Source organism: Paenibacillus sp. J31P13, from assembly GCF_056269295.1.
In genome coordinates this window covers 603958-623520 of record NZ_JBWDNR010000003.1, presented here as the reverse complement: position 1 = coordinate 623520, position 19563 = coordinate 603958, and the positions used below count along the sequence as shown (strand labels likewise).

At 41.9% G+C, this 19563-nt stretch carries 16 protein-coding genes; 2 read left to right on the top strand and 14 right to left on the bottom strand.

Going from position 1 to position 19563, the window contains the following annotated elements; all coding sequences use genetic code 11:
- Positions 1-82: 82 nt before the first annotated feature.
- Positions 83-1798 (bottom strand): ABC transporter ATP-binding protein, encoded by a 1716-nt coding sequence (locus AC0YOD_RS13590; protein WP_475799832.1) that lies wholly within the window; start codon positions 1796-1798, stop codon positions 83-85.
- A gap of 240 nt (positions 1799-2038) precedes the next feature.
- Between AC0YOD_RS13590 and AC0YOD_RS13585 the strand changes: the two genes are divergently transcribed.
- A complete protein-coding gene (locus AC0YOD_RS13585) occupies positions 2039-2998 on the top strand; it encodes an ABC transporter substrate-binding protein (RefSeq protein ID WP_475799831.1) in 960 nt (319 codons plus the stop codon).
- A 134-nt stretch (positions 2999-3132) separates the two neighbouring features.
- Entirely contained in the window at positions 3133-4797 is a 1665-nt protein-coding gene (locus AC0YOD_RS13580) for an ABC transporter substrate-binding protein (RefSeq protein ID WP_475799830.1), read from the top strand.
- A 21-nt stretch (positions 4798-4818) separates the two neighbouring features.
- Here the strand turns inward: AC0YOD_RS13580 and AC0YOD_RS13575 are convergent, their stop codons facing one another.
- The 13 genes from AC0YOD_RS13575 to AC0YOD_RS13515 form a co-directional block, all read right to left on the bottom strand.
- Positions 4819-5856, bottom strand: coding sequence for an NAD(P)/FAD-dependent oxidoreductase (locus AC0YOD_RS13575; protein WP_475799829.1), 1038 nt, complete (start codon positions 5854-5856; stop codon positions 4819-4821).
- Positions 5857-6030: 174 nt separating this feature from the next.
- Positions 6031-6315 (bottom strand): hypothetical protein, encoded by a 285-nt coding sequence (locus AC0YOD_RS13570; RefSeq protein WP_475799828.1) that lies wholly within the window; start codon positions 6313-6315, stop codon positions 6031-6033.
- The gene (locus AC0YOD_RS13565; protein ID WP_475799827.1) at positions 6315-6545 is read right to left on the bottom strand and encodes a helix-turn-helix transcriptional regulator; all 231 of its coding nucleotides are present in this window, start codon (positions 6543-6545) and stop codon (positions 6315-6317) included. The genes AC0YOD_RS13570 and AC0YOD_RS13565 overlap by 1 nt, the downstream gene beginning before the upstream one ends.
- Positions 6546-6749: 204 nt before the next feature.
- Positions 6750-7766: a galactose/methyl galactoside ABC transporter permease MglC gene (gene mglC, locus AC0YOD_RS13560; RefSeq protein ID WP_475799826.1), complete on the bottom strand. Its 1017-nt coding sequence runs from the start codon at positions 7764-7766 to the stop codon at positions 6750-6752.
- A gap of 25 nt (positions 7767-7791) precedes the next feature.
- Entirely contained in the window at positions 7792-9312 is a 1521-nt protein-coding gene (locus AC0YOD_RS13555; RefSeq protein ID WP_475799825.1) for a sugar ABC transporter ATP-binding protein, read from the bottom strand.
- Positions 9313-9417: 105 nt separating this feature from the next.
- Positions 9418-10428, bottom strand: coding sequence for a galactose ABC transporter substrate-binding protein (locus tag AC0YOD_RS13550; protein ID WP_475799824.1), 1011 nt, complete (start codon positions 10426-10428; stop codon positions 9418-9420).
- Between the two features lie 112 nt (positions 10429-10540).
- Positions 10541-11524: a substrate-binding domain-containing protein gene (locus AC0YOD_RS13545; RefSeq protein WP_475799823.1), complete on the bottom strand. Its 984-nt coding sequence runs from the start codon at positions 11522-11524 to the stop codon at positions 10541-10543.
- The gene (locus AC0YOD_RS13540; protein WP_475799822.1) at positions 11524-13272 is read right to left on the bottom strand and encodes a cache domain-containing sensor histidine kinase; all 1749 of its coding nucleotides are present in this window, start codon (positions 13270-13272) and stop codon (positions 11524-11526) included. The genes AC0YOD_RS13545 and AC0YOD_RS13540 overlap by 1 nt, the downstream gene beginning before the upstream one ends.
- Positions 13272-14924 (bottom strand): response regulator, encoded by a 1653-nt coding sequence (locus tag AC0YOD_RS13535; protein ID WP_475799821.1) that lies wholly within the window; start codon positions 14922-14924, stop codon positions 13272-13274. The genes AC0YOD_RS13540 and AC0YOD_RS13535 overlap by 1 nt, the downstream gene beginning before the upstream one ends.
- Positions 14925-15190: 266 nt before the next feature.
- Positions 15191-15706, bottom strand: a complete 516-nt coding sequence (locus tag AC0YOD_RS13530) for a DUF2569 domain-containing protein (protein WP_475799820.1) — start codon at positions 15704-15706, stop codon at positions 15191-15193.
- Positions 15707-15923: 217 nt separating this feature from the next.
- Complete coding sequence (locus tag AC0YOD_RS13525) at positions 15924-16964, bottom strand: hypothetical protein (RefSeq protein WP_475799819.1); 1041 nt, start codon at positions 16962-16964, stop codon at positions 15924-15926.
- Entirely contained in the window at positions 16925-17494 is a 570-nt protein-coding gene (locus tag AC0YOD_RS13520) for an RNA polymerase sigma factor (protein ID WP_475799818.1), read from the bottom strand. The genes AC0YOD_RS13525 and AC0YOD_RS13520 overlap by 40 nt, the downstream gene beginning before the upstream one ends.
- Positions 17495-18222: 728 nt before the next feature.
- Positions 18223-19218 carry an aminoglycoside phosphotransferase family protein gene (locus AC0YOD_RS13515; protein ID WP_475799817.1) on the bottom strand — a complete coding sequence of 332 codons (996 nt, stop codon included), beginning with the start codon at positions 19216-19218 and terminating at the stop codon, positions 18223-18225.
- Positions 19219-19563: the final 345 nt, after the last annotated feature.

The following is a 19563-nucleotide window of genomic DNA, read 5'->3' as shown; positions in this document are numbered from 1 at the left end:
AAGCTCACCTCGCTACTAGTAACGAAATATAATTACCAATTGTTGCTAAAACGAGAGTCGAATTAATCATTAATTACACTTTTTAGCTGCTAAACTGAGCTTTGTGCAATCGGCTATAGACACCACCGGCAGCGACGAGCTCCTGATGGCGCCCTTGCTCCGTAATACCTTGTTCTGTAACCACAATGATACGATCTGCATTCTTAATCGTAGCCAGTCTATGAGCGATAACTAGCGTTGTACGTCCCTTAGAGAGCTCAGTGAGCGACTGCTGAATAATGGCCTCTGTCTCCGTATCTAGTGCAGATGTTGCTTCATCGAGTATTAGGATCGGCGGATTCTTAAGGAACATTCTTGCGATTGAAAGCCGCTGCTTCTGTCCACCTGACAATTTCACACCGCGTTCGCCGATAACCGTATCCATGCCATTTGGCTGTGACCGAATCAATTCTTCAAGCCTCGCACGACGAGCTGCTTCCCATATTTCTTCCTCAGAAGCTCCAAGCTTGCCGTATAGAATGTTCTCCCGAATGGTTCCTGAGAACAAGAATACATCCTGCTGAACGATACCAATCTGCTTGCGAAGAGCTTCCAATTTGATATTGCGTATATCAACACCATCGATCATGATCGCACCGGCTTGCACATCATAGAACCTTGGAAGCAGACTGCATAATGTGGTCTTGCCTGATCCCGAGGGACCAACAAAGGCAACCGTCTCGCCCTTCATAACGGTCATGTCGATATTATGAAGCACGCGGGAGTCATTCTCATATCCAAAGGAAACATTTTCAAACCGAATTTCTTGCTTTAGCTCTCCAATATCTACTGCATTTGGAGCATCTGCGACATCAGGCTCGGTTTCAAGAAGCTCAACATAACGCTTAAATCCGGCAAAGCCTTGCGGATAGCTCTCTATAATGGCATTGATTTTCTCGATCGGTCGGAAGAATACATTTGTTAATAGAAGAAAACCAATAAATTGACCATAGCTCAGTTCACCCCGAATGACGAACCAAGTACCGCATACCATAACAAACAGCGTAACGAAACGCATCATCATGTAGCTGATCGAACCATTTTTGGCAATGAGCTTATAAGAAATCAGCTTTGACAAACGGAATCGACCGTTATTAACTGCAAATTGAGCCTTCTCATGATCTTCATTTGAAAACGCCTGTACAACACGAATACCACCTACATTATCCTCCACTCGAGCATTAAAATCTCCGATATCTGTATACAATTGATCAATTGCCTTCGTCATCCTCTTATTAAAATAGACGACTAACCAGATGATTACCGGAACAACAACAAAAGTAAGGACAGCAAGCTTCCAATTAATGAACATCATGAGTGTAAAAGAACCTGCTAATGTCATTACCGCAATGAATAAATCCTCTGGTCCATGATGGGCCATCTCACCGATCTGCATCATATCGTTAGTAAGTCTCGACATCAAATGCCCTGTTTTGGTATTGTCAAAAAAACGAAACGACAGCTTCTGGATATGGTCGAACAGCTTCTTGCGCATATCCGTTTCAATATTAATGCCCAGCATATGCCCCCAATAATTAACGACATACAATAAAAAGGTGTTCAGAATATACAGGAGCAACAGCCCTGCCGAAGCCCAGATAATGATTGACCACTTTTCACCTGGCAGCAGGTCATCAATAAATCGATTAACAACCAATGGAAAAGCAAGTTCCATCAGACCAGCAAATACAGCACAGCCGAAGTCCAGTAGAAATAGCTTTTTATATGGTAGGTAATATGTAAAAAAACGACGAACCATCTTACATTCAACTTCCTTCCTTTATTTCAATTATGATAGTGATTCTCATTTGCATATTTGAATTGTAGGCTACTGCTATACGTTTGACAATGGATATACGTAAATATTTTTTTGTACAAAAAAAAAGGAACACCTTCATTTTGTCCATTGAGTACAAAAATAAAATCATATATTATGGGTTCAACTGATAATGATTTTCATTATCTAAATAATACCCATCATACTGGAGGAAGAAAATAAATGAAGCAAGCAAAAAAAATATCCAAGATTTTATTCGTATTGACCTTAATGGGAGTCCTTTTATTAGCATGCAGCAGCACCAACTCCCCTTCTGAGCAAACGACTGAAAATACGAAAGAGAACGAATCTGCTACTCGCAAGTACACAGACTATATGGGACATGAGGTCGAAATTCCAAAGTCACCGCAGCGCATCGTTTTTTCCGGGGAGACAGTGAGTGATTTACTCGCCCTTGGTGTAGATGCTGTTGGTGTAGCAAAAAGCTGGGTCGATGATATGGTTTATGAAGAGCAATTTAAAAATATTGATGATGTCGGTTTCCCTATCAGTTTGGAGAAAACGTTGGAATTGAAGCCAGATTTAATTATTGTGGGAAATACGGACGAGAAAGAATTTGAGCAGCTTTCTAAAATTGCACCCACGATCATGTTCGATACCTTCGCACCACTAGACGAGCGATTGCCGCATCTAGGAGATTTGGTAGATAAGAAATCAGAAGCTGAGAGCTGGGTTGCTGAGTATAAGGTTAAAGAAGAGGAAATGTGGGGCAAGCTTAAGGCTGCAGGTGTGAAGCCTAATGAAACGGTTTCTGTCTTCACTTATTATCCTGGCGATCGATTGTTTATCATGGCTCGGACGGGACTCTCTCAAGTGTTGTATCAACCTAACGGCTTCTCAGCTCCCCCGTTGATACAAAAAGTATTAGATGCAAATACCGGTTTTGAACAGATCTCCTTAGAGCTACTCAATGAATATGCTGGAGATAGAATCTTCCTTCTTACTCCTGTCGCTGAGGAAGCTAAAAAATCCACAGAAGAAATGTTAAAAAGCAAGATCTGGCTTGATCTGCCTGCAGTAAAAAATGGTCATGTTTATACCATTGATATTTTGAAATCCGGCAGTGATGCCCTTACAAGAGAATGGTTGTTGAATGAATTGCCTTCCCTGATTACAAAATAACAATTCGCATTACAATAGAAAAACGAAAGAAAAACGATAGAAGCTTTTCAATTCATTGTTGAAAAGCTTCTTTTCTTTGTATACAATAGATGAAAATGATAGTCATTCTCAATTGATTAGGAGGATATGTATAGATGAGTCAGCATGCACCAGCTTCTACTCCACTTCGTTCCCTGCTTTTTCATATGTTAGATATTGAGTTAATAGCAAGACCGATGGATTGGAACGCTGAGGAACATACGTTTACTTCCGATACTCACTCGCTGTTTCTTTTTACAAAAGGAATGGGGAGTTTGCACATAGACGACAGTACCTGCCATTTTACTGCTGATAAATGTTATATGATTCCCCCCGGTCGATCACTGATGATCGAAAATGAGTATGGGGCAGCTATCAGCTTCTACCGGATCACATTTTCAGCCATTCAAATAGGCAAAAATCAGCATGAAAGCTATATCGGAAATATACTTTCCGACCGCTATGAAATGACCGCTTACCCCTTCTCGCGCTTGATCCGTCAAACGGAAGAGTTATATGCGAGCAGGCAGATAAGCTGTGATATTGATGCGTTCAAGCAGCATATTCGCTTTCAGGAGCTGCTTGCTTTTCTAATTGAGCATAATCTGCATTCCGATCATTCCTTTAACTCAACGCAGTCCGTCGAGAACACCGTTCAATATATTCAAAATAATTATACACATAACATTACAGTCAAAAAGCTTGCCCATTTAGCCAATGTATCTTACTGGCAGTACACTCCGATCTTTCAAGAATTGACTGGCAAAAAGCCGTTGGATTACTTAACCGAGCTTCGTATCAATCGTTCCAAAGAGCTGCTTATTCACTCGAATGAAACGTTGCGAGAGATTGCCCATCGCGTTGGTTTCTCAGATGAGTACTATTTCAATCGTCGTTTTCGTCAAACGACCGGTGTGACACCAAAGCAATATGCACGTTACATGCGAGATAAAACACAAGTGAGAGATTGGACTGGCCATGATGTTGAAATACCAGCTCAGCCAAAACGGATTATTTACTACGGAGAAACATTCGGTGATCTGGTTGCTCTTGGCATTGAAGTCGTTGGCGGCGGTGTCTCTTGTCTGGATCATTCGCTATTAAAGGATCGGGTAAAGGATGTACAGGATATTGGTCATCCAATTAATCCTGAGTTATTAATAGCATTAAAACCCGATTTAATAATATTCGCGAGTGCTGACGAGAAGCAATATAATAGGATCTCAAAAATAGCTCCTACCGTAACGTTTAATTCCTTTGCACCGCTGGACCAGCGTTTGCTCACGCTAGGCCATATGCTGGGCAGAAAACAAGAAGCTGATAAATGGTTGGACGTATTTAACGCCAAAGCTGATGTGACGTGGAAACAGCTGCAGTCCGCTATTGCACCGGGTGAAACAGCTTCTGTCTTCATCTATGATCATGGTAATCGTCTATTTGTGATGGGAACGTCAGGGTTCTCTTCCGCGCTTTATCACCCATCTGGCTTCCAGCCAGTAGATAAGATCCAAGAAGTTCTTGACGCGGGTGAAGGATTTATGGAAATCTCGGCCTCGGGCTTGCCTGCCTACGCAGGAGACCGTATTTTCATGCTGGTGCCCGAAAGAGATGATTCGAGGAAAGCAATGGAGGAAATGATGAGCAGCTCTCTCTGGCAAAGTCTCCCTGCTGTCCAGAATGATCGCGTATATGTGATAGAAGCAGAAAAATGGAATTTTGGAGATGCGTTAACCCGCGAGAAGCTGCTCGATGTGCTGCCTGACTTACTTGTTTCTGTATAGCATGACAGACTACTAAATCTTCTATTCTTCCACCACGCCGAGCGCCCGGTTTTTTTCCTTAAATCGATCATTATGAGAAGAAACATATGCCACTCGGGGCGCTTCCGGGTCCATATACAATTTGGCACTATTGACCGCCAGCGCTGCATCTGTGAACGCACCCGCAATAAGATTTACTTTACTTGTATAATCCGCAATGTCTCCTGCAACTAATATCCCTGGCAAGTTGGTCTCCAGTTTTCCGCTTGCGAATATACTCCAATCGTCCATTTGAAGTCCCCACTCGGTAATCCCGGAGAAATCAGACATTAAGCCATGATTGACAATAATCGCATCGACTTCCAGCTGCTCCGTTTCATTCGTATCGACATGACAAAGCGTAACTTTACCAATCGTCTCTCCATCATTGCTATGCAATTGAGTCAGCGCATAAGGAGTTAGCACATTTACGGAGGACGTCTTCATGCGCTCAATATTTTTCTCATGTCCGCCAAACCTATCGCGTCGATGTACGACCGTTACGCTTGCCGCAATCGGTTCAAGCTCATTTGCCCAATCCACAGCCGAATTTCCCCCACCGGATATAAGCACATGCTTACCGCGATATGGCTCTAATTCCTGCACCGTATAATGCAGATTCGTAATTTCGTAGCGCTCGGCCCCCTCGATCTCCAGCTTCGCCATCTTAAGGATGCCTCTGCCTAGAGCAAGAATGATTGTACGGGTCCAGTGCCTTTCCCCTGATGCCGCCACTAAAATATAGGTGCCGTCCTCTTGCCGTTCCAGCCCGGTTATTTGTTGCCCGAAAACGAGTGTGGGATCAAAAACCTTTGCCTGCTGTACTAGCTGTTCAATAAGCTGTTCACATATAATAGGAGCGAATCCCCCAACATCCCAAATCATCTTCTCTGGATAAATCAGCATGCGGCCGCCCAGTTCATCCTTTGCTTCAATCAGCTTGGTCTTTAAATCACGCATCCCGCTATAAAAAGAAGCATACATCCCCGCAGGGCCGCCCCCTATAATCGTTACATCATACAATTCCAATGGCTCTGCCATAATAGATTCCTCCAGTATATCGCTCAATTAATGATGCAATTGATATTCATTCTCAATCACTTATGGGCAATTGTATACCGTTAGATCTCAATTGGCAATGGACAAACAAAAGCATTTCTTTGTACATAATGGATAGAAAACGATCAGCAGCGATACACTTAGAGTATAAACAGGCTACATTCTTCTTTGATAGAACACGATCGAAATTCCATTACTTCCAAACACGAAAGCCATCCATATCGCAATCATGGATTGCAGTTGCTCTACCGTCGGACTTGCCAATTGAAAATACAAGATTTGAAACACAAATCCTATCAGCAGAAAAATAAATGAAATTTGACTTGCCATGGAAAGAATCGCTCTTCCTCGTTCATCTTTCCCTTCATTCTTCACAAATCCAATATAAATTCCCAAACTAGTTACTACAATTAACATGGCTATAATATAAATTGCCAACATCATTTACCACCCCTACTTTTCTTCTCATAAATAAAAATTTCATCAATTCTTTTCTCGAATAATTGGGCAATGTCAAAAGCGAGTATAAGAGAAGGATTATATTTGTTTGATTCAAGCGAGTGAATCGTTTGCCTTGTTACATCTAGCTGCTCGGCTACATACTTTTGCGTCCACTTTTTCTCAGCCCGCAGTAGAAATAAATTGTTGCTCAATACTCCTTTACTATCCAAGAATCCGTCTCCTCCAATGTTAAAAATATATTACAATTGTAGTATATTCCTTACACGCAATTGATGTCAACATTATTTTCCAATCCATGATTATAGCCAAAAAAAGAGCTGCCCTAGGTCAATGACCCTTTAGGACAGCACTTCTTCCTTCATCTCTGATTTAATTTATGATTTTATTTTTCATTTGATTTCTAATATGATTTCTTATTTCTTCGCTACATATTTACGAATATCGAATGCGACAGCAACAACAATGATCAGACCTTTAATGATCAACTGCCAGTTCGGATTAATACCGATGTAAGTCAAACCATAGTTAATTACAGTGAAGATGAGAACACCTGCGATGATTCCTTTCACTCTGCCTACGCCACCGGTTGTCGATACACCGCCGACCACACATGCTGCAATAGCATCGAGCTCATACATATTACCGTAGTTATTCGAAGCGCCGCCTGTACGCGCTGCTTCAAGAACACCAGCCAAGCCATACAAAGCGCCGGCAATCGCATAAATCCACATCAAGTTGCGTGCAACATTAATACCGGATACATTAGCAGCTTGAATATTGCCGCCGATTGCGTACATGTTTTTACCAAGACGAGTTTTATTAAATACAACCCATACGATAAAGGCTACAAATATTGCGATAAGAACGATATAAGGAATTGAAAATTGTGAGCTGCCGATAGCTCCTGAACCCAGCTCCGTAAAATCTTTGCGCAAGCCGCCGATTGGCTGCGAGTTGTTTGGCTCCATGTCAAAATACAAGGAGTTCGCACCGTAGACCGCTACCATCGTACCGAGAGTGGCAATGAACGGCGGTACTTTAAATTTTGAAACAATTATCCCGTTAAGCAATCCTACTAATAAGCCGACCGTAATCGCAATCGCAATGGGAACGACCATCCATAGCTCAGGCATATTAGGGAAAAACTTGCTGCCGTAATCAGGCATTTGCAGCATAGATGCGGATACGACCGCACTCAGTCCAACTACGCGTCCAGCTGACAAGTCAGTTCCTGCAGTGATGAGTACAAAAGCAGCACCAAGCGCAATAATTAAACGCGTCGAGGATTGTACCAGCATATCTCTCAGTGTAGTAATAGACAAAAAGTTAGCATCGATAATAGCAATTCCTAATATTAATGCGATAAGTACAATCCAAATTGCGTTTTGCGAAAATGCATTTTTTAATTTCAAGCCTTTAGCTGTATCCATTGTCGTAAACCTCCTTAAATCCTCATCATTTTCCCGTCTGTGCTGCCAATCGCATAATACTTTGTTCCGTCGCCGCTTCGCTGTCCAAAATACCAGTCGCGCGACCTTCTGACATAACCATAATGCGATCTGACATACCAATCAGCTCCGGCATTTCCGACGAAATCATAATGATGCTTTTCCCTTGCTTCGCAAGCTCAATAATAATGTTATAAATCTCATACTTAGCACCGATATCAATGCCGCGCGTCGGCTCATCCAGCAATAGAATATCTGGGTTAGTGAGCAGCCAACGTGCAAGCAGAACCTTCTGTTGATTGCCGCCTGACAAGTTGCGAATCAATTGATCGACAGATGGTGTTTTGGTTTTGAATTTCTCAACACCCTTAACGGCTTCTTTCCTCATCTTCGATTCATTTAGGAATCCAAAGCGGCTCTGATACATACCGAGATTAGCGATTGCTGTATTCTCTGTAACCGACAATACCGGGAAAATGCCCGTTACCCGACGCTCTTCCGTTAGTAGCGCAATCTTATGCTTCTTCGCATCAATCGGCGACTTGATAGAAACCAGCTTTCCTTCTTTATGAATCGTGCCGGATTTCACAGCACGCAGACCGAATAATGCTTCGATTAACTCCGTACGCTGGGCTCCAACAAGTCCGCCTACTCCCAGTATTTCTCCCTTGCGAAGATCAAATGTTACGTCCTTGAAGGAATGGGAGTGCGGTGAGGTTAGACCTTCTACCCGCAGCATGACATCGCCAGGTACGTTCGACCGTTCAGGAAAACGATCCGATAGATCACGGCCAACCATACGTGTAATTATCGTATCGATTGTAAGCTCAGGTGCTGGCCATGTGCCGATGTATTTACCATCGCGCATAATGGTTACATCATCCGATATTCGCAAAATCTCTTCCATTTTGTGCGAGATATAAATAATAGACACGCCGCGCGCGCGCAGCTTATTAATAATAGCGAACAGATGCTCAACCTCATTGCCTGTTAACGATGAAGTTGGCTCATCCATCACGATGATTTTCGAGTTAAAGGATACCGCTTTGGCAATTTCGAGCGATTGAATTTTCGAGACCGACAATTCACCAACAAGCTGATGTGGATCAATCGTCATATTCAAATCATTAAACAGCTCTACCGTGTCACGATACATTTTTTTATGGTCAATAAACCTGAAGGGCGCTATGCCCTTTAGTGGAAATCTGCCAAGCCAAATGTTTTCCATCACGCTGCGCTGGGGCACCGGATGAAGCTCCTGGTGGATCATGGAAACACCATAATTCAATGCATCTTTCGAGCTATCAATCGTTACCTGCTGTTCGTCCAAAAAGATTTCACCGTTGTCCGGCTTGTAAATTCCAAATAAGCATTTCATCAATGTAGATTTGCCTGCACCATTCTCACCCATTAGAGCATGAACCGTGCCGGGACGCACTTTAAGCGTTACATTATCTAGCGCTTTAACACCCGGAAACGTCTTCGTAATCCCATTCATTTCAAGCAAATAAGGATGCTGCTTTGCCATCTTATAGCCTCCTATTCTCCAGCCCACCCGTAAATTGGGCGAAAAAAAACAGGGCAACGTATTTGCCGTTATTCCCTGTTTTTAATCTTCCAGCTCTCTCTCGTACTATTTCGCTTCTTGCGTTACTTTTTGATAAGGAATCCAAACATATTTGCCGTCCGTAATTTCAAAGCCGGTGTTCTCTTTCGTCGGTGTTTCACCTGCAGCTAGGACACGCATAAGCTCAATCGTTGCTTTACCTTGGTTATCCGCATCGTTTAGCACCGTACCAAGCATCGTGCCTTCTTTAAGAGCTTGCTGAGCTGCATCTGTTGCATCTACACCAACAACCGGCATAAATTTATCGTTTTTGAAGTAGCCTGCAGATTTCAATGCTTCGATTGCACCGAGCGCCATGTCATCATTGTTTGCTAGAACAGCTTCGATTTTATCGCCTTTGGAAGATAGGAAAGCCGCCATTTTCTCTTGGCCCTTTACCCGATCCCACATTGCTGTATCTTCTGCTACCTTCTCAACCTTAATGCCTGCTTCTTCAATCGCCATAATGGAGTATTTCGTACGAAGCTCAGCATCCTGATGTCCTGGTTCGCCTTTCAGCATGACGTATTGCAGTACACCGTCACCGTTTTTATCAGCTTCCGGATGCGATTTCCAGTACTCAGCGATAATTTCGCCTTCCATTGTGCCGGATTCTTCCGCTTTAGCGCCTACAAAAAACGCTTTATCCCATTTCGCCAAATCAGCAGCTAAAGGCTCACGGTTAATGAAAACAACAGGTATATTTGCCTTTTGCGCTTTGTCTATAATCGTTCCAGCAGCTGTGCGGTCAACTGGGTTAACTGCCATTGCTTTTACTTTTTTCGTAATAAACAAATCTACTTTATCATTTTGTGTTGGTTGGGAGTTTTGGCTATCAACAATATCCACTGACAATTTATCTACTGCAGCTGATTTGATAGAACTGCGAACACCGCTCATAAAGGTATCATCAAATTTATAAATAGCGACTCCTGCTTTTGGCAAGCTGCCTGTGCTTCCCTCTCCGTTCGAGCTTCCGCACCCCGCAGCTGTAACTACTAGTGCCCCGATAATAAGAGCTGCCGTTAATTTTTTCATATTGTCATCCCCCTGATGAATGAATTATTTATAGGCTTATTATGTCCTAATTAATAAGGGATTCACATGTAATATCCTCATCACTTTTATTAAAATCCTCATATCTTTATCCTTATTGAACGATAGGAAACAATAATTTCTGATTTTTTAACCAAAACATATTCTCCTTCGTGATGCTTTCTGTGCTCAATTCTACTAGACTCTGAATCTCATCGCCCTTAACAACCTCAATCGCATGCTTGATACCGAGATAACCCATACTGAATGGATTTTGCACAATCAATGTCTGCAACTGATTCTCCTGCAGCATTTCCAGCAGCTCAGATGAGCTATCAAAGCCAACCAGCTTAATCTTCTCGCCAGCTTCCCGCTCCTTAAGCTCCAATGCAGCTCCAACTGTCGTTTCGATATTAAGAGAAAGAATTCCGTCTATCTTACCCTTGTCCAATAGAATACTAACCGTTTCCTGACATTCGCCGTACTCATCTGAGCAAATATAACGATCCGCAAGACGAAGACCTTCATATTCTGAGATGGCATCACGTATGCCCTGTTCCCTCAGTTTGCCGTTAATGCTCCCCTTGGTATAGGCAACGATAGCAACATTACCGACGCCCCCAAGCTGGTCGGCCATCTCGCGCAGCGCTTCCTTCCCAGCTGAGTAATTATCAATACCTATATAGGTGCGTGTTTTGCCTGATGTCAAAATACTATCAATCGCTATCACCGGAACATTTCGTTTTGCAGCTTCCTTCAAAAACGGCTCAAATTCCGAATCCGCATTCGCTCCCAGCACGATTACATCCGGCTTTGCATCCAGAGCTTCCATCGCTAGTTTCAACTGACCCTCAATATCTCCTTCATCCTTTGGAGCAGAGACATAAAGATCTACACCATATTCCTTAACAGCAGCGCCTGCCCCCTTAGCCACATTCTGCCAGTAATCGCCCTTGCTTGTTCGTAAAATAAGCTGAATCGATTTTCCAGCATTCTCTTGCGTCTGTTCCCCAGTATTGGGAGATAGTGCGGCATAGATTAGAAGTCCAGCCAAAAGCAGAAGCAACCAGTTCAATATTCGCCAATTCGGTTTAGACATTATGGCCGCTCCTCTTCTTCTATTTGCTTAGGTAAAAGAGCGGGGAATGTAATCGTTATTGTCGTGCCTTCCTCCAGCTCACTTTCAAAATGAAGTCCATACGCCTCTCCGAAATAAAGGCGGATTCTTTCTTGAACGTTCATTACACCTACCCCTGATCCTTTTGAGCTAATAATGGTTCCATACCGAATGCTGTTTAACTGCTCTTCTGACATGCCTAGTCCATTGTCACTCACTACGATCACCATATTGTTGCCGTCGCGTTTCAAGGAAATAGCAATATGTCCTTTGTCGACAGATGGCTCTATACCATGCTCCAGCGCATTTTCGACTAACGGCTGTAGAATCAGCTTTAACGTTACATTAGACAAGGCTTCTTCCTCTATATCAAATGAAAAGTCGAACTTATTTTTAAAGCGCATCTGCTGAATAATCATGTAATTGCGTACATGCTCCATCTCATCCTGGAGCAGGATCAAGCTTTTCCCTTTGCCTAAGCTGATACGAAATAGCTTGGATAACGAGGTGATCGTCTTGATTACTTCTTCATTTTTGTTCATACCGACCATCCGCACGACTATATTTAATGTGTTATAAAGAAAATGCGGATTGATTTGGGCTTGCAAGGCTTCCAATTCGTACTTTCTCTTACTCTCCTGCTCCGTTACAATTCGATTCATCAGTTGTTTTATCGTGCGAATCATGATATTAAATCGATTAGCGAGATGCTCGATCTCAAGCGGACCCTCATCGCTCACAGTTAGATCGAAATCACCGCGCTCCACACTTTTCATGGAAAGCTCCAGTTGCTTGATCGGTTTCGAGATACGACGTGATACGAGATTCGACAATAAGAAAACAATAATTCCAAATGCGATAAGCAGCAGTATCATTGAACGATTGAACCCAGAGCTGATCATCATGACCTCATCCATATACGATACGCCTACCACTTTCCAGCCGACGTTGCCGATCGTTTGAACACTGATCATTTTCGCCTCATTATTGGATTCATCAATAAAGCTGCCGTAGGTATGCTTGAGCGCAAGCTCAACATTCTCATTTTTCAAGTTCGCGTATATGAGCTCCAGTTGTGGATGATAAACAATGTTTCCTGCAGACTCGTCCAAAATATAGACGTACCCCTTCTGTCCCAAGCTAATACGCTCGGATAACTCGTCAATACGATTGAAATTAACATCCATCATCAGGACACCTTGAATCTCCTTACCATCATGCTGTACGGTAATGCTTTTGCTCATTGTAACGACCCAGCGGAATTGCTGCTTGTACAGATTTTGAACATGAGGCAGTGAGATGGATAAATGACCCGGCGAAGCAATCGCTCCCCGAAACCACCCCTCCTCCTTAACTCGCAGCGACTCCTTCAGTTTAACGTTCGGCAAATCAAGCAATAGCTGTCCCTTTGTATCAAATAAAGCTAACGTTACCGTATCTGTACGCGTAGACATCATCGACGCCAACTGACGGCTCATCGCATCAGATTTCACTTCATCGCTCTGTCCGATAGCATGATGCATCATATTAAACAGGTCGGATGATATCTGTATATAGTTTTCAAGATTGTAGCTCGCTTGATCGACGATTTGCTGTGAATTGCGGAATGCGTTCTCCTTCGCGGTTGTTGAGAAACGGCTGTACAGCACAATACCTACGATCAATATAATAAATACAGAAAAAAGCGTGAACGACACCGTTAAAATAAACTGAATGCTCCTGCGCTGCATTACTTATCCTGCTGAGACAAGCCATGGCGATATTCTTTGGCAGACAGTCCCGCGTACTTTTTAAAGCTGAGGCTAAAATAGTTCGGATCGGCAAAGCCGACTTTATCTGCAACTTCAAATGCTTTAAGCTCAGTCGTGCGCAGCAGTTCTTTGGCAACTTCCATCCGAAGCTGCAGTAAATAGGCTCCGAACGTCATCTTGAGCTCTTTTTTGAACAATCCGCTAAAATAACCTGCGCTAATATGAAGCTGAGCACATACGCTTGAAATTGAAAGATCACTCTCATGATAATGGCTCTTCGTATAGCTGATAGCATCCTCTACGATTTGCTTGTACGTATGATGTCTGGTGCTTGCAATTAGGGTACGCGCCTTGGAACACAGCTCGCCAAACCATATTTTCGTTTCTTGAAGACTATTCAGCTTTTGATATTGCTTCAAGATCCCCCAGCCGCCAGTGAGAATATCATCCGACTCGTTTTCATGCATCTTGGTCAATTTGATAACCGTCGTTACCATTTCGAGCAAATAATGCTGGTACTCATGTACAGGTGCTTGAACGCGGCTAATTTCATCAAAGAGTCCATTTACGACCTCTTCAAGCTCCTTCTCCGTACCTAGCTTGATCGTCCGAACCAAGCTTTGTTCCTTCAACTCATCGAACAGCAGTTTCTCATGAACGCGTTTTTCCATATCATCAATACAAATAATCATGTTATTGCCGAAGATACGCCGATAATCAAGAGCAACAGTCGCAGCCTCATATGCATACTTCAGGTTGCCAATATCTCGCGTAAATGTTCCCACGCCAATCATGACCGGAAATCGTAAAAACCTTTCAATACTTTGCAATATTTCTTTCAGAGCATCCTGCGTTTGCTCCATAATAGGCTCGGAATCCACCCCTGCGCTAACGGAGAACAATACAACCTGATCTTGATGAATAAACACTTTACCTAGTCCTTGTCTTGACCATATTTCACTCGCAATATTGCTAACAGAAAAGAGCTTTAGATCCAGATCAGGAGACGTCGAAAGTGAATAATAGGCTGGCCCCATAGACTCCTCATCTTCATTATCCGAATGATTCACCGCTATGATGGAAACAACATAACCTTCTCCCTCCAGCTGCAAACCATACTTCTTCGCTTTCACAAAAATATTGTTATGCGTTTGCTTGCGAGTAATCAATGAGGAGAGAAATTTCTCACGCAAAATGGGTAAGCTTGTTCGGTAATGCTCCTCCAGCAGCTGGATATTACTACGCTCCTCCCGCTCCTCATCCATTCTTTTTGCGACTTCCCTAATAGTGCTCGTAATTTGCTCAGCTGAGAAAGGCTTCAGTACATATGATTCCACTTGCAGTTGTATCGCTTGTTTAGCATAATCAAATTCATCATATCCAGATAAAATAACGATACGTGTAAGGGGGTACATCTTTCTCGTCCATTCTGAAAGATCAAGTCCATTCATGTAAGGCATACTTATATCCGTAATGAGCACATCAGGCTCCATTTTCTCCATGATCTCTATCGCTTCTTTACCGTTGCTAGCCGTTCTAACCTCCGTGAATCCGCAGCTTGCCCAATCCACCTCTACCATTAATCCTTCCGTCACTTCCGGCTCGTCGTCGACGAGTAACAGCTTGTACATATGGCTCCCCCTATTTAAAGCGACACTTTTCAAAAAAACAGTGAATCGCATTTAACCATTTTGCCATAAAAAACGTCATTGTAAATAATAGATGAATGTATTCGATTATGTTTTGTCATTCCATTGGTTAATTATTCAGGTTAAGGAGGAGTGTTTGAAACAACTTTAACCCGAATGTTGATTGAAAGTGTTAAGCTTATCTGTACATAAAAAAAGCCGGGCTCTTTGAAAGGAGTTCCCAGCTTTATTCGATGCTTTTTATAAAGTTATCTAATAAAAGTATTTTTAACTCTTTTGGATCTTATAAAATAAGAAATCCATATTGCACAGGTTATAATCGAACGAATAAGATCACTAATCGAGCTGCCATCCTCAGTCTCACGCAGCAAAGGTATCTGATACAACAATATAAAATCAATAATACCGAACAACAAACTGATGCTATAAAAAATAATCATTAAGCGTGGTAAAATTGATCTTTTTTGATAAAACTGCATCAATATGTATCCAATGAATAACACATTTAAAATCCCAAATAACGATTCAAAGACGATAATGGGTCCCCATAAAACATGATAATATTCTGAGCTTTTTGAAGTAAATTCTCCACCATTCAACGTACCAAGTGCTGGCAATGAGTACTGAAAAAAATTAATTAATCCCATCACGACTGTAAAGTATAAGCCGATTTGCACAAGAACTAGCCAGCCTCCTAGTCCAGAAATACCTAATGGAGGAGAGTATTCGATATTAATTGTTTTTTCCGTTTCACTATTTTCCAACGTGCTACAACTCCCCAGTTCTATACTATTCCTTATCCGCTAAACCCTATTGCAAACATGACTCGCAAACCGTTCATTTAAGTTGTTTTAGTATATGAAATATTTCCCATATTACAGATTCGTCTTCAGACTGCTTTATCCTGCACGGTATGCTGACTCGCTATAAAAAAAGCTGAGCTTTCTCGTTAGAGTAAGCTCAGCTTTCGGTATTAATGTGCTATTTTATGATCATACCCTTTACCATATTCATGAACTGTTCGGATGTCAGTTGACCTTCGCCTGAAGCATTAATGGTATAAAATATATCCTGCGATTCATCATACCACGCTGCTTTTTGATCGAAGTAATGGTCCTTGCTTGTATGAGCATAAATGACTTCTGCTTTACCAATCAATCGCTTTTCTTGTTTATATTCGGGTGAGAATGCCAGCTCCATCTCCAGCACACTATGCGCAGCCTTGAACGCAATTGTCATTTCTCCGCTCTTGTACACTAGATTTGTAGCATTCGCATTCGACCACAAAACAGGCTCAATGAACAATTTCTGAGTCTCGGCAGCACCTTCATTCGCTTGGAACACCCCCAGTAATCTTGCGTATTCTGCTGAGGTTTTCGCATCATAAGGATTTGGCAGAATCGGCTCAACATTCCCATAGCTGAATTGGAATCCTTCAGGCAAAATGGCAGGCTCCTTCAGAATAGGTGCAGATTTTTGCTCCATTAGTTCTAATAACGCGCTATACGAGGCGCTTATATTCGTATCGTATATGAATTTTATTTCTGGGTTTCTTGTGTTCTCGTTATAATAATAAGCAAGCACGTTTCCTGGTCGCAGCTCCTCAAGCACTTGTTCCCTATTTCTATCTTCCAAGCTCTTGCTGCCCTGCACCGATTGTGGATTCGCCTCCAGCACGCTTGATTCCAATTTAATCTCTCCAGCTTGGTTACGGATTTGTATGATTTCATTTGCCGCATACACGGATACGGTTGTTAACAATATGAAAGACAACATCGCTACGGCAACCGATAATCGGTTCGCAGACTTAAGCCTATTTAGCGGATTGAGGCTTCTCGAAAGGCTAAAAATTTTGAGAAGGTTAAGACTTTTAAGTCTGCTGACTCCGGTAACTTGTTCGGTCCTGCCTGCATAGATTTTACTCATTACATGCTCTGTTATAGCAATTTGGGGTAATTGTTCATCAGGTACAGCATATTGTTTTATATATTCATATTCACGATTTGATCCTGCTCGTCCCATTCCTCTTCCTCCTGCCATTTTCGCATAACTCGCTTAATTTTCTCCTTCACTCTGCTCATCTTCTTCTTCAGTGCGTCTGGATCTTTGCCTATAATATCACTCAATTCCTTAAATGATTTTTCTTCAAAAATACGCAGTATGAGCAGAGAGCGATCTTCCGGTGATAGTGCTGCTAGTGCAGCTGATAATTGTGGACTAAATAGATTTTTATCCATGAGCTGCTCTGGGCTTTCTGATTCAGAAGCAAAGGGTTTAAATAACCGAAGCAGCAATTGATTCTGAGATCGCCGTCGGCGCAGCACATTCAAACTATGATGATAGGCAATTTTATATAACCATGCTGAAAAGCTCACCGTTGGCTTGTAGCTTTTGATCGACTCATAGGCTTTGACAAAAATATCTTGAGTCGCATCCTCCGCGTCCTGCCGATTCCCTAACAAACGCAAACAATACCGAAAAATAGATTGCTGATACGTATTGACGACAGTAGTGTATTTGTTTGTTTGACCGTTCTGTACGTCAATAATCATGTCCTCTATGGATTGCGTGTCGATTCGATCACCTCCCTAATGTGTTGAGTTACTTCTATAACACGCCATGAAGATGAAAAGGGACAGATAGTCTCATGTTTTTTTAAAATTGCATATTTTAAACTAAATGACTTACCGTATATGAATGAGTTTGAGCTAGAAGTTCATGGATTAAGTTGAGTCAGCTCATGAGGTCTGGGGGGAGATAAGAAGATTAATCTATTATCATACCTTCAATCATTTATATAGAAAAACAAACAAAATCAAAATGATAATTACTACTTTTTCATGTATTTTATGTTCATTATTAGCTTACTTTATCGCTTAGCATCCGTTTACCTCTATGGCGCCATATGCAAGGAAATAGAGCTAATATCTAGCTCTATTTCCCCCAAACCAACCAAAATCGCACCAATAGAGCTAGAAACTAGCTCTATTCAAACCGCTTTTGCCGCATACTGACCCAAATCGCGCCATATGCAAGGAAATAGAGCTAATTTCTAGCTCTATTTCCCCCAAACCAACCAAAACCGAACCAATAGAGCTAATTTCTAGCTCTATTCAAGCCCCTTATGCCGCATACTGACCCATATCGCGCCATATACAAGGAAATAGAGCTAATTACTAGCTCTATTTCCCCCAAACCAACCAAAACCGAACCAATAGAGCTAATTTCTAGCTCTATTCAAGCCCCTTATGCCGCTCACTATGCGGCATCCCATTTTAACTCAGCGCACATAGAGCCTCTTATACTCAGAATATGCATGCAGATGTATTTCCTTAGCCCGCTTCTGAGTCATTTCTCTCACAGCCGGTACGTTTTCCGATTCTACGTAGTCAGCAAGGATATCAATCACATCATCAAGCAGTTTAGCTCTCAAATAGAGATCCATGCGTTCATATACTTCTTCGCCCGCCAACGCAATCACTTGGTCCCGAAGCATAGGCCATGCTTCGGTATGATACAACGGATAGAGCAGCACAGAATAATCCATTGCAGCATCGCCATTAACCTTTAGATCATCCCAATCAATGATCCAAAACTCATCACTATCCTTCACTAAAATATTTTGCCAGTTTAGATCATTATGAACGACATCCATCGCCGGCTTTTCAAAACACGTCTTATTATTCGCAAGCTGTCTTAATGAAACAACCTCAGTATGAAACCATTCTAGAGTCTCGTCAGATACAAAATCGAGCAAGTTTTTTTCAGATTCAATAATAATCAAATCTTCTTCAAATCGATGGACATACTCTTCGATAAAAGCCTCCGCATATGACTGAGCCTTATCACTTGCAATTACCTTCAGAATTTCTTTATCTTGATGCAGTTGGCTTAGCGTTCTCAGTACCTTAGATACGACTGGTATTGGATCAGCAACCGAGCTTAATGGCTTTCCTTCTATAAACTCAAAAACCAATCCATATGGAAACTTGGGAAGCACCTCTTGTTTAACCTCATAAACGAGCAGTGGTGCAAGATATTTATCTCTGAGATATTCGTCAATAAGGGACCATTGTTTTAAATGCGGAACTTTTTGTTCTTGCGCAAATTTCACATGCCGAACCGTTTCTCCATCCGTTATGCGATAGGATTGATTGACGAAACCACCTGGATTCCAAATGTAAGAAGCCTCTATCTCCGTACCTTTTAATGCTAGTTCATTCGAATGCTCCATGCCCCACTTTGCAACCTGATCTTGAGCTGCTTTTATGTCCATGCAAGTCTCTCCCCTATATTATAATCACTGCCGAATCTCTCTTTAGTGAATGACCTGAATTGTAAGCTTATATAGTTAATGGTACATGATATCTTTTCTCTAGCCTAGGTAAGGCTGTTGATGGATTACTACAATTCTTCCTCCCTAGTAAAATCGTCAACTAAACATCTGCTCCCTAAAAAGAGAAGCATTACGAAAACTTCCAATCTAATTGTAAATACATGATATATTTCCTGTTTTATGCTATTATTTTATTTTATTTTATTTATATAAAAAAATACATATATTAAATTTCTGTACAGTCAATGGCTTTATATTTATGAAAGAGTACAATATACAATCCTA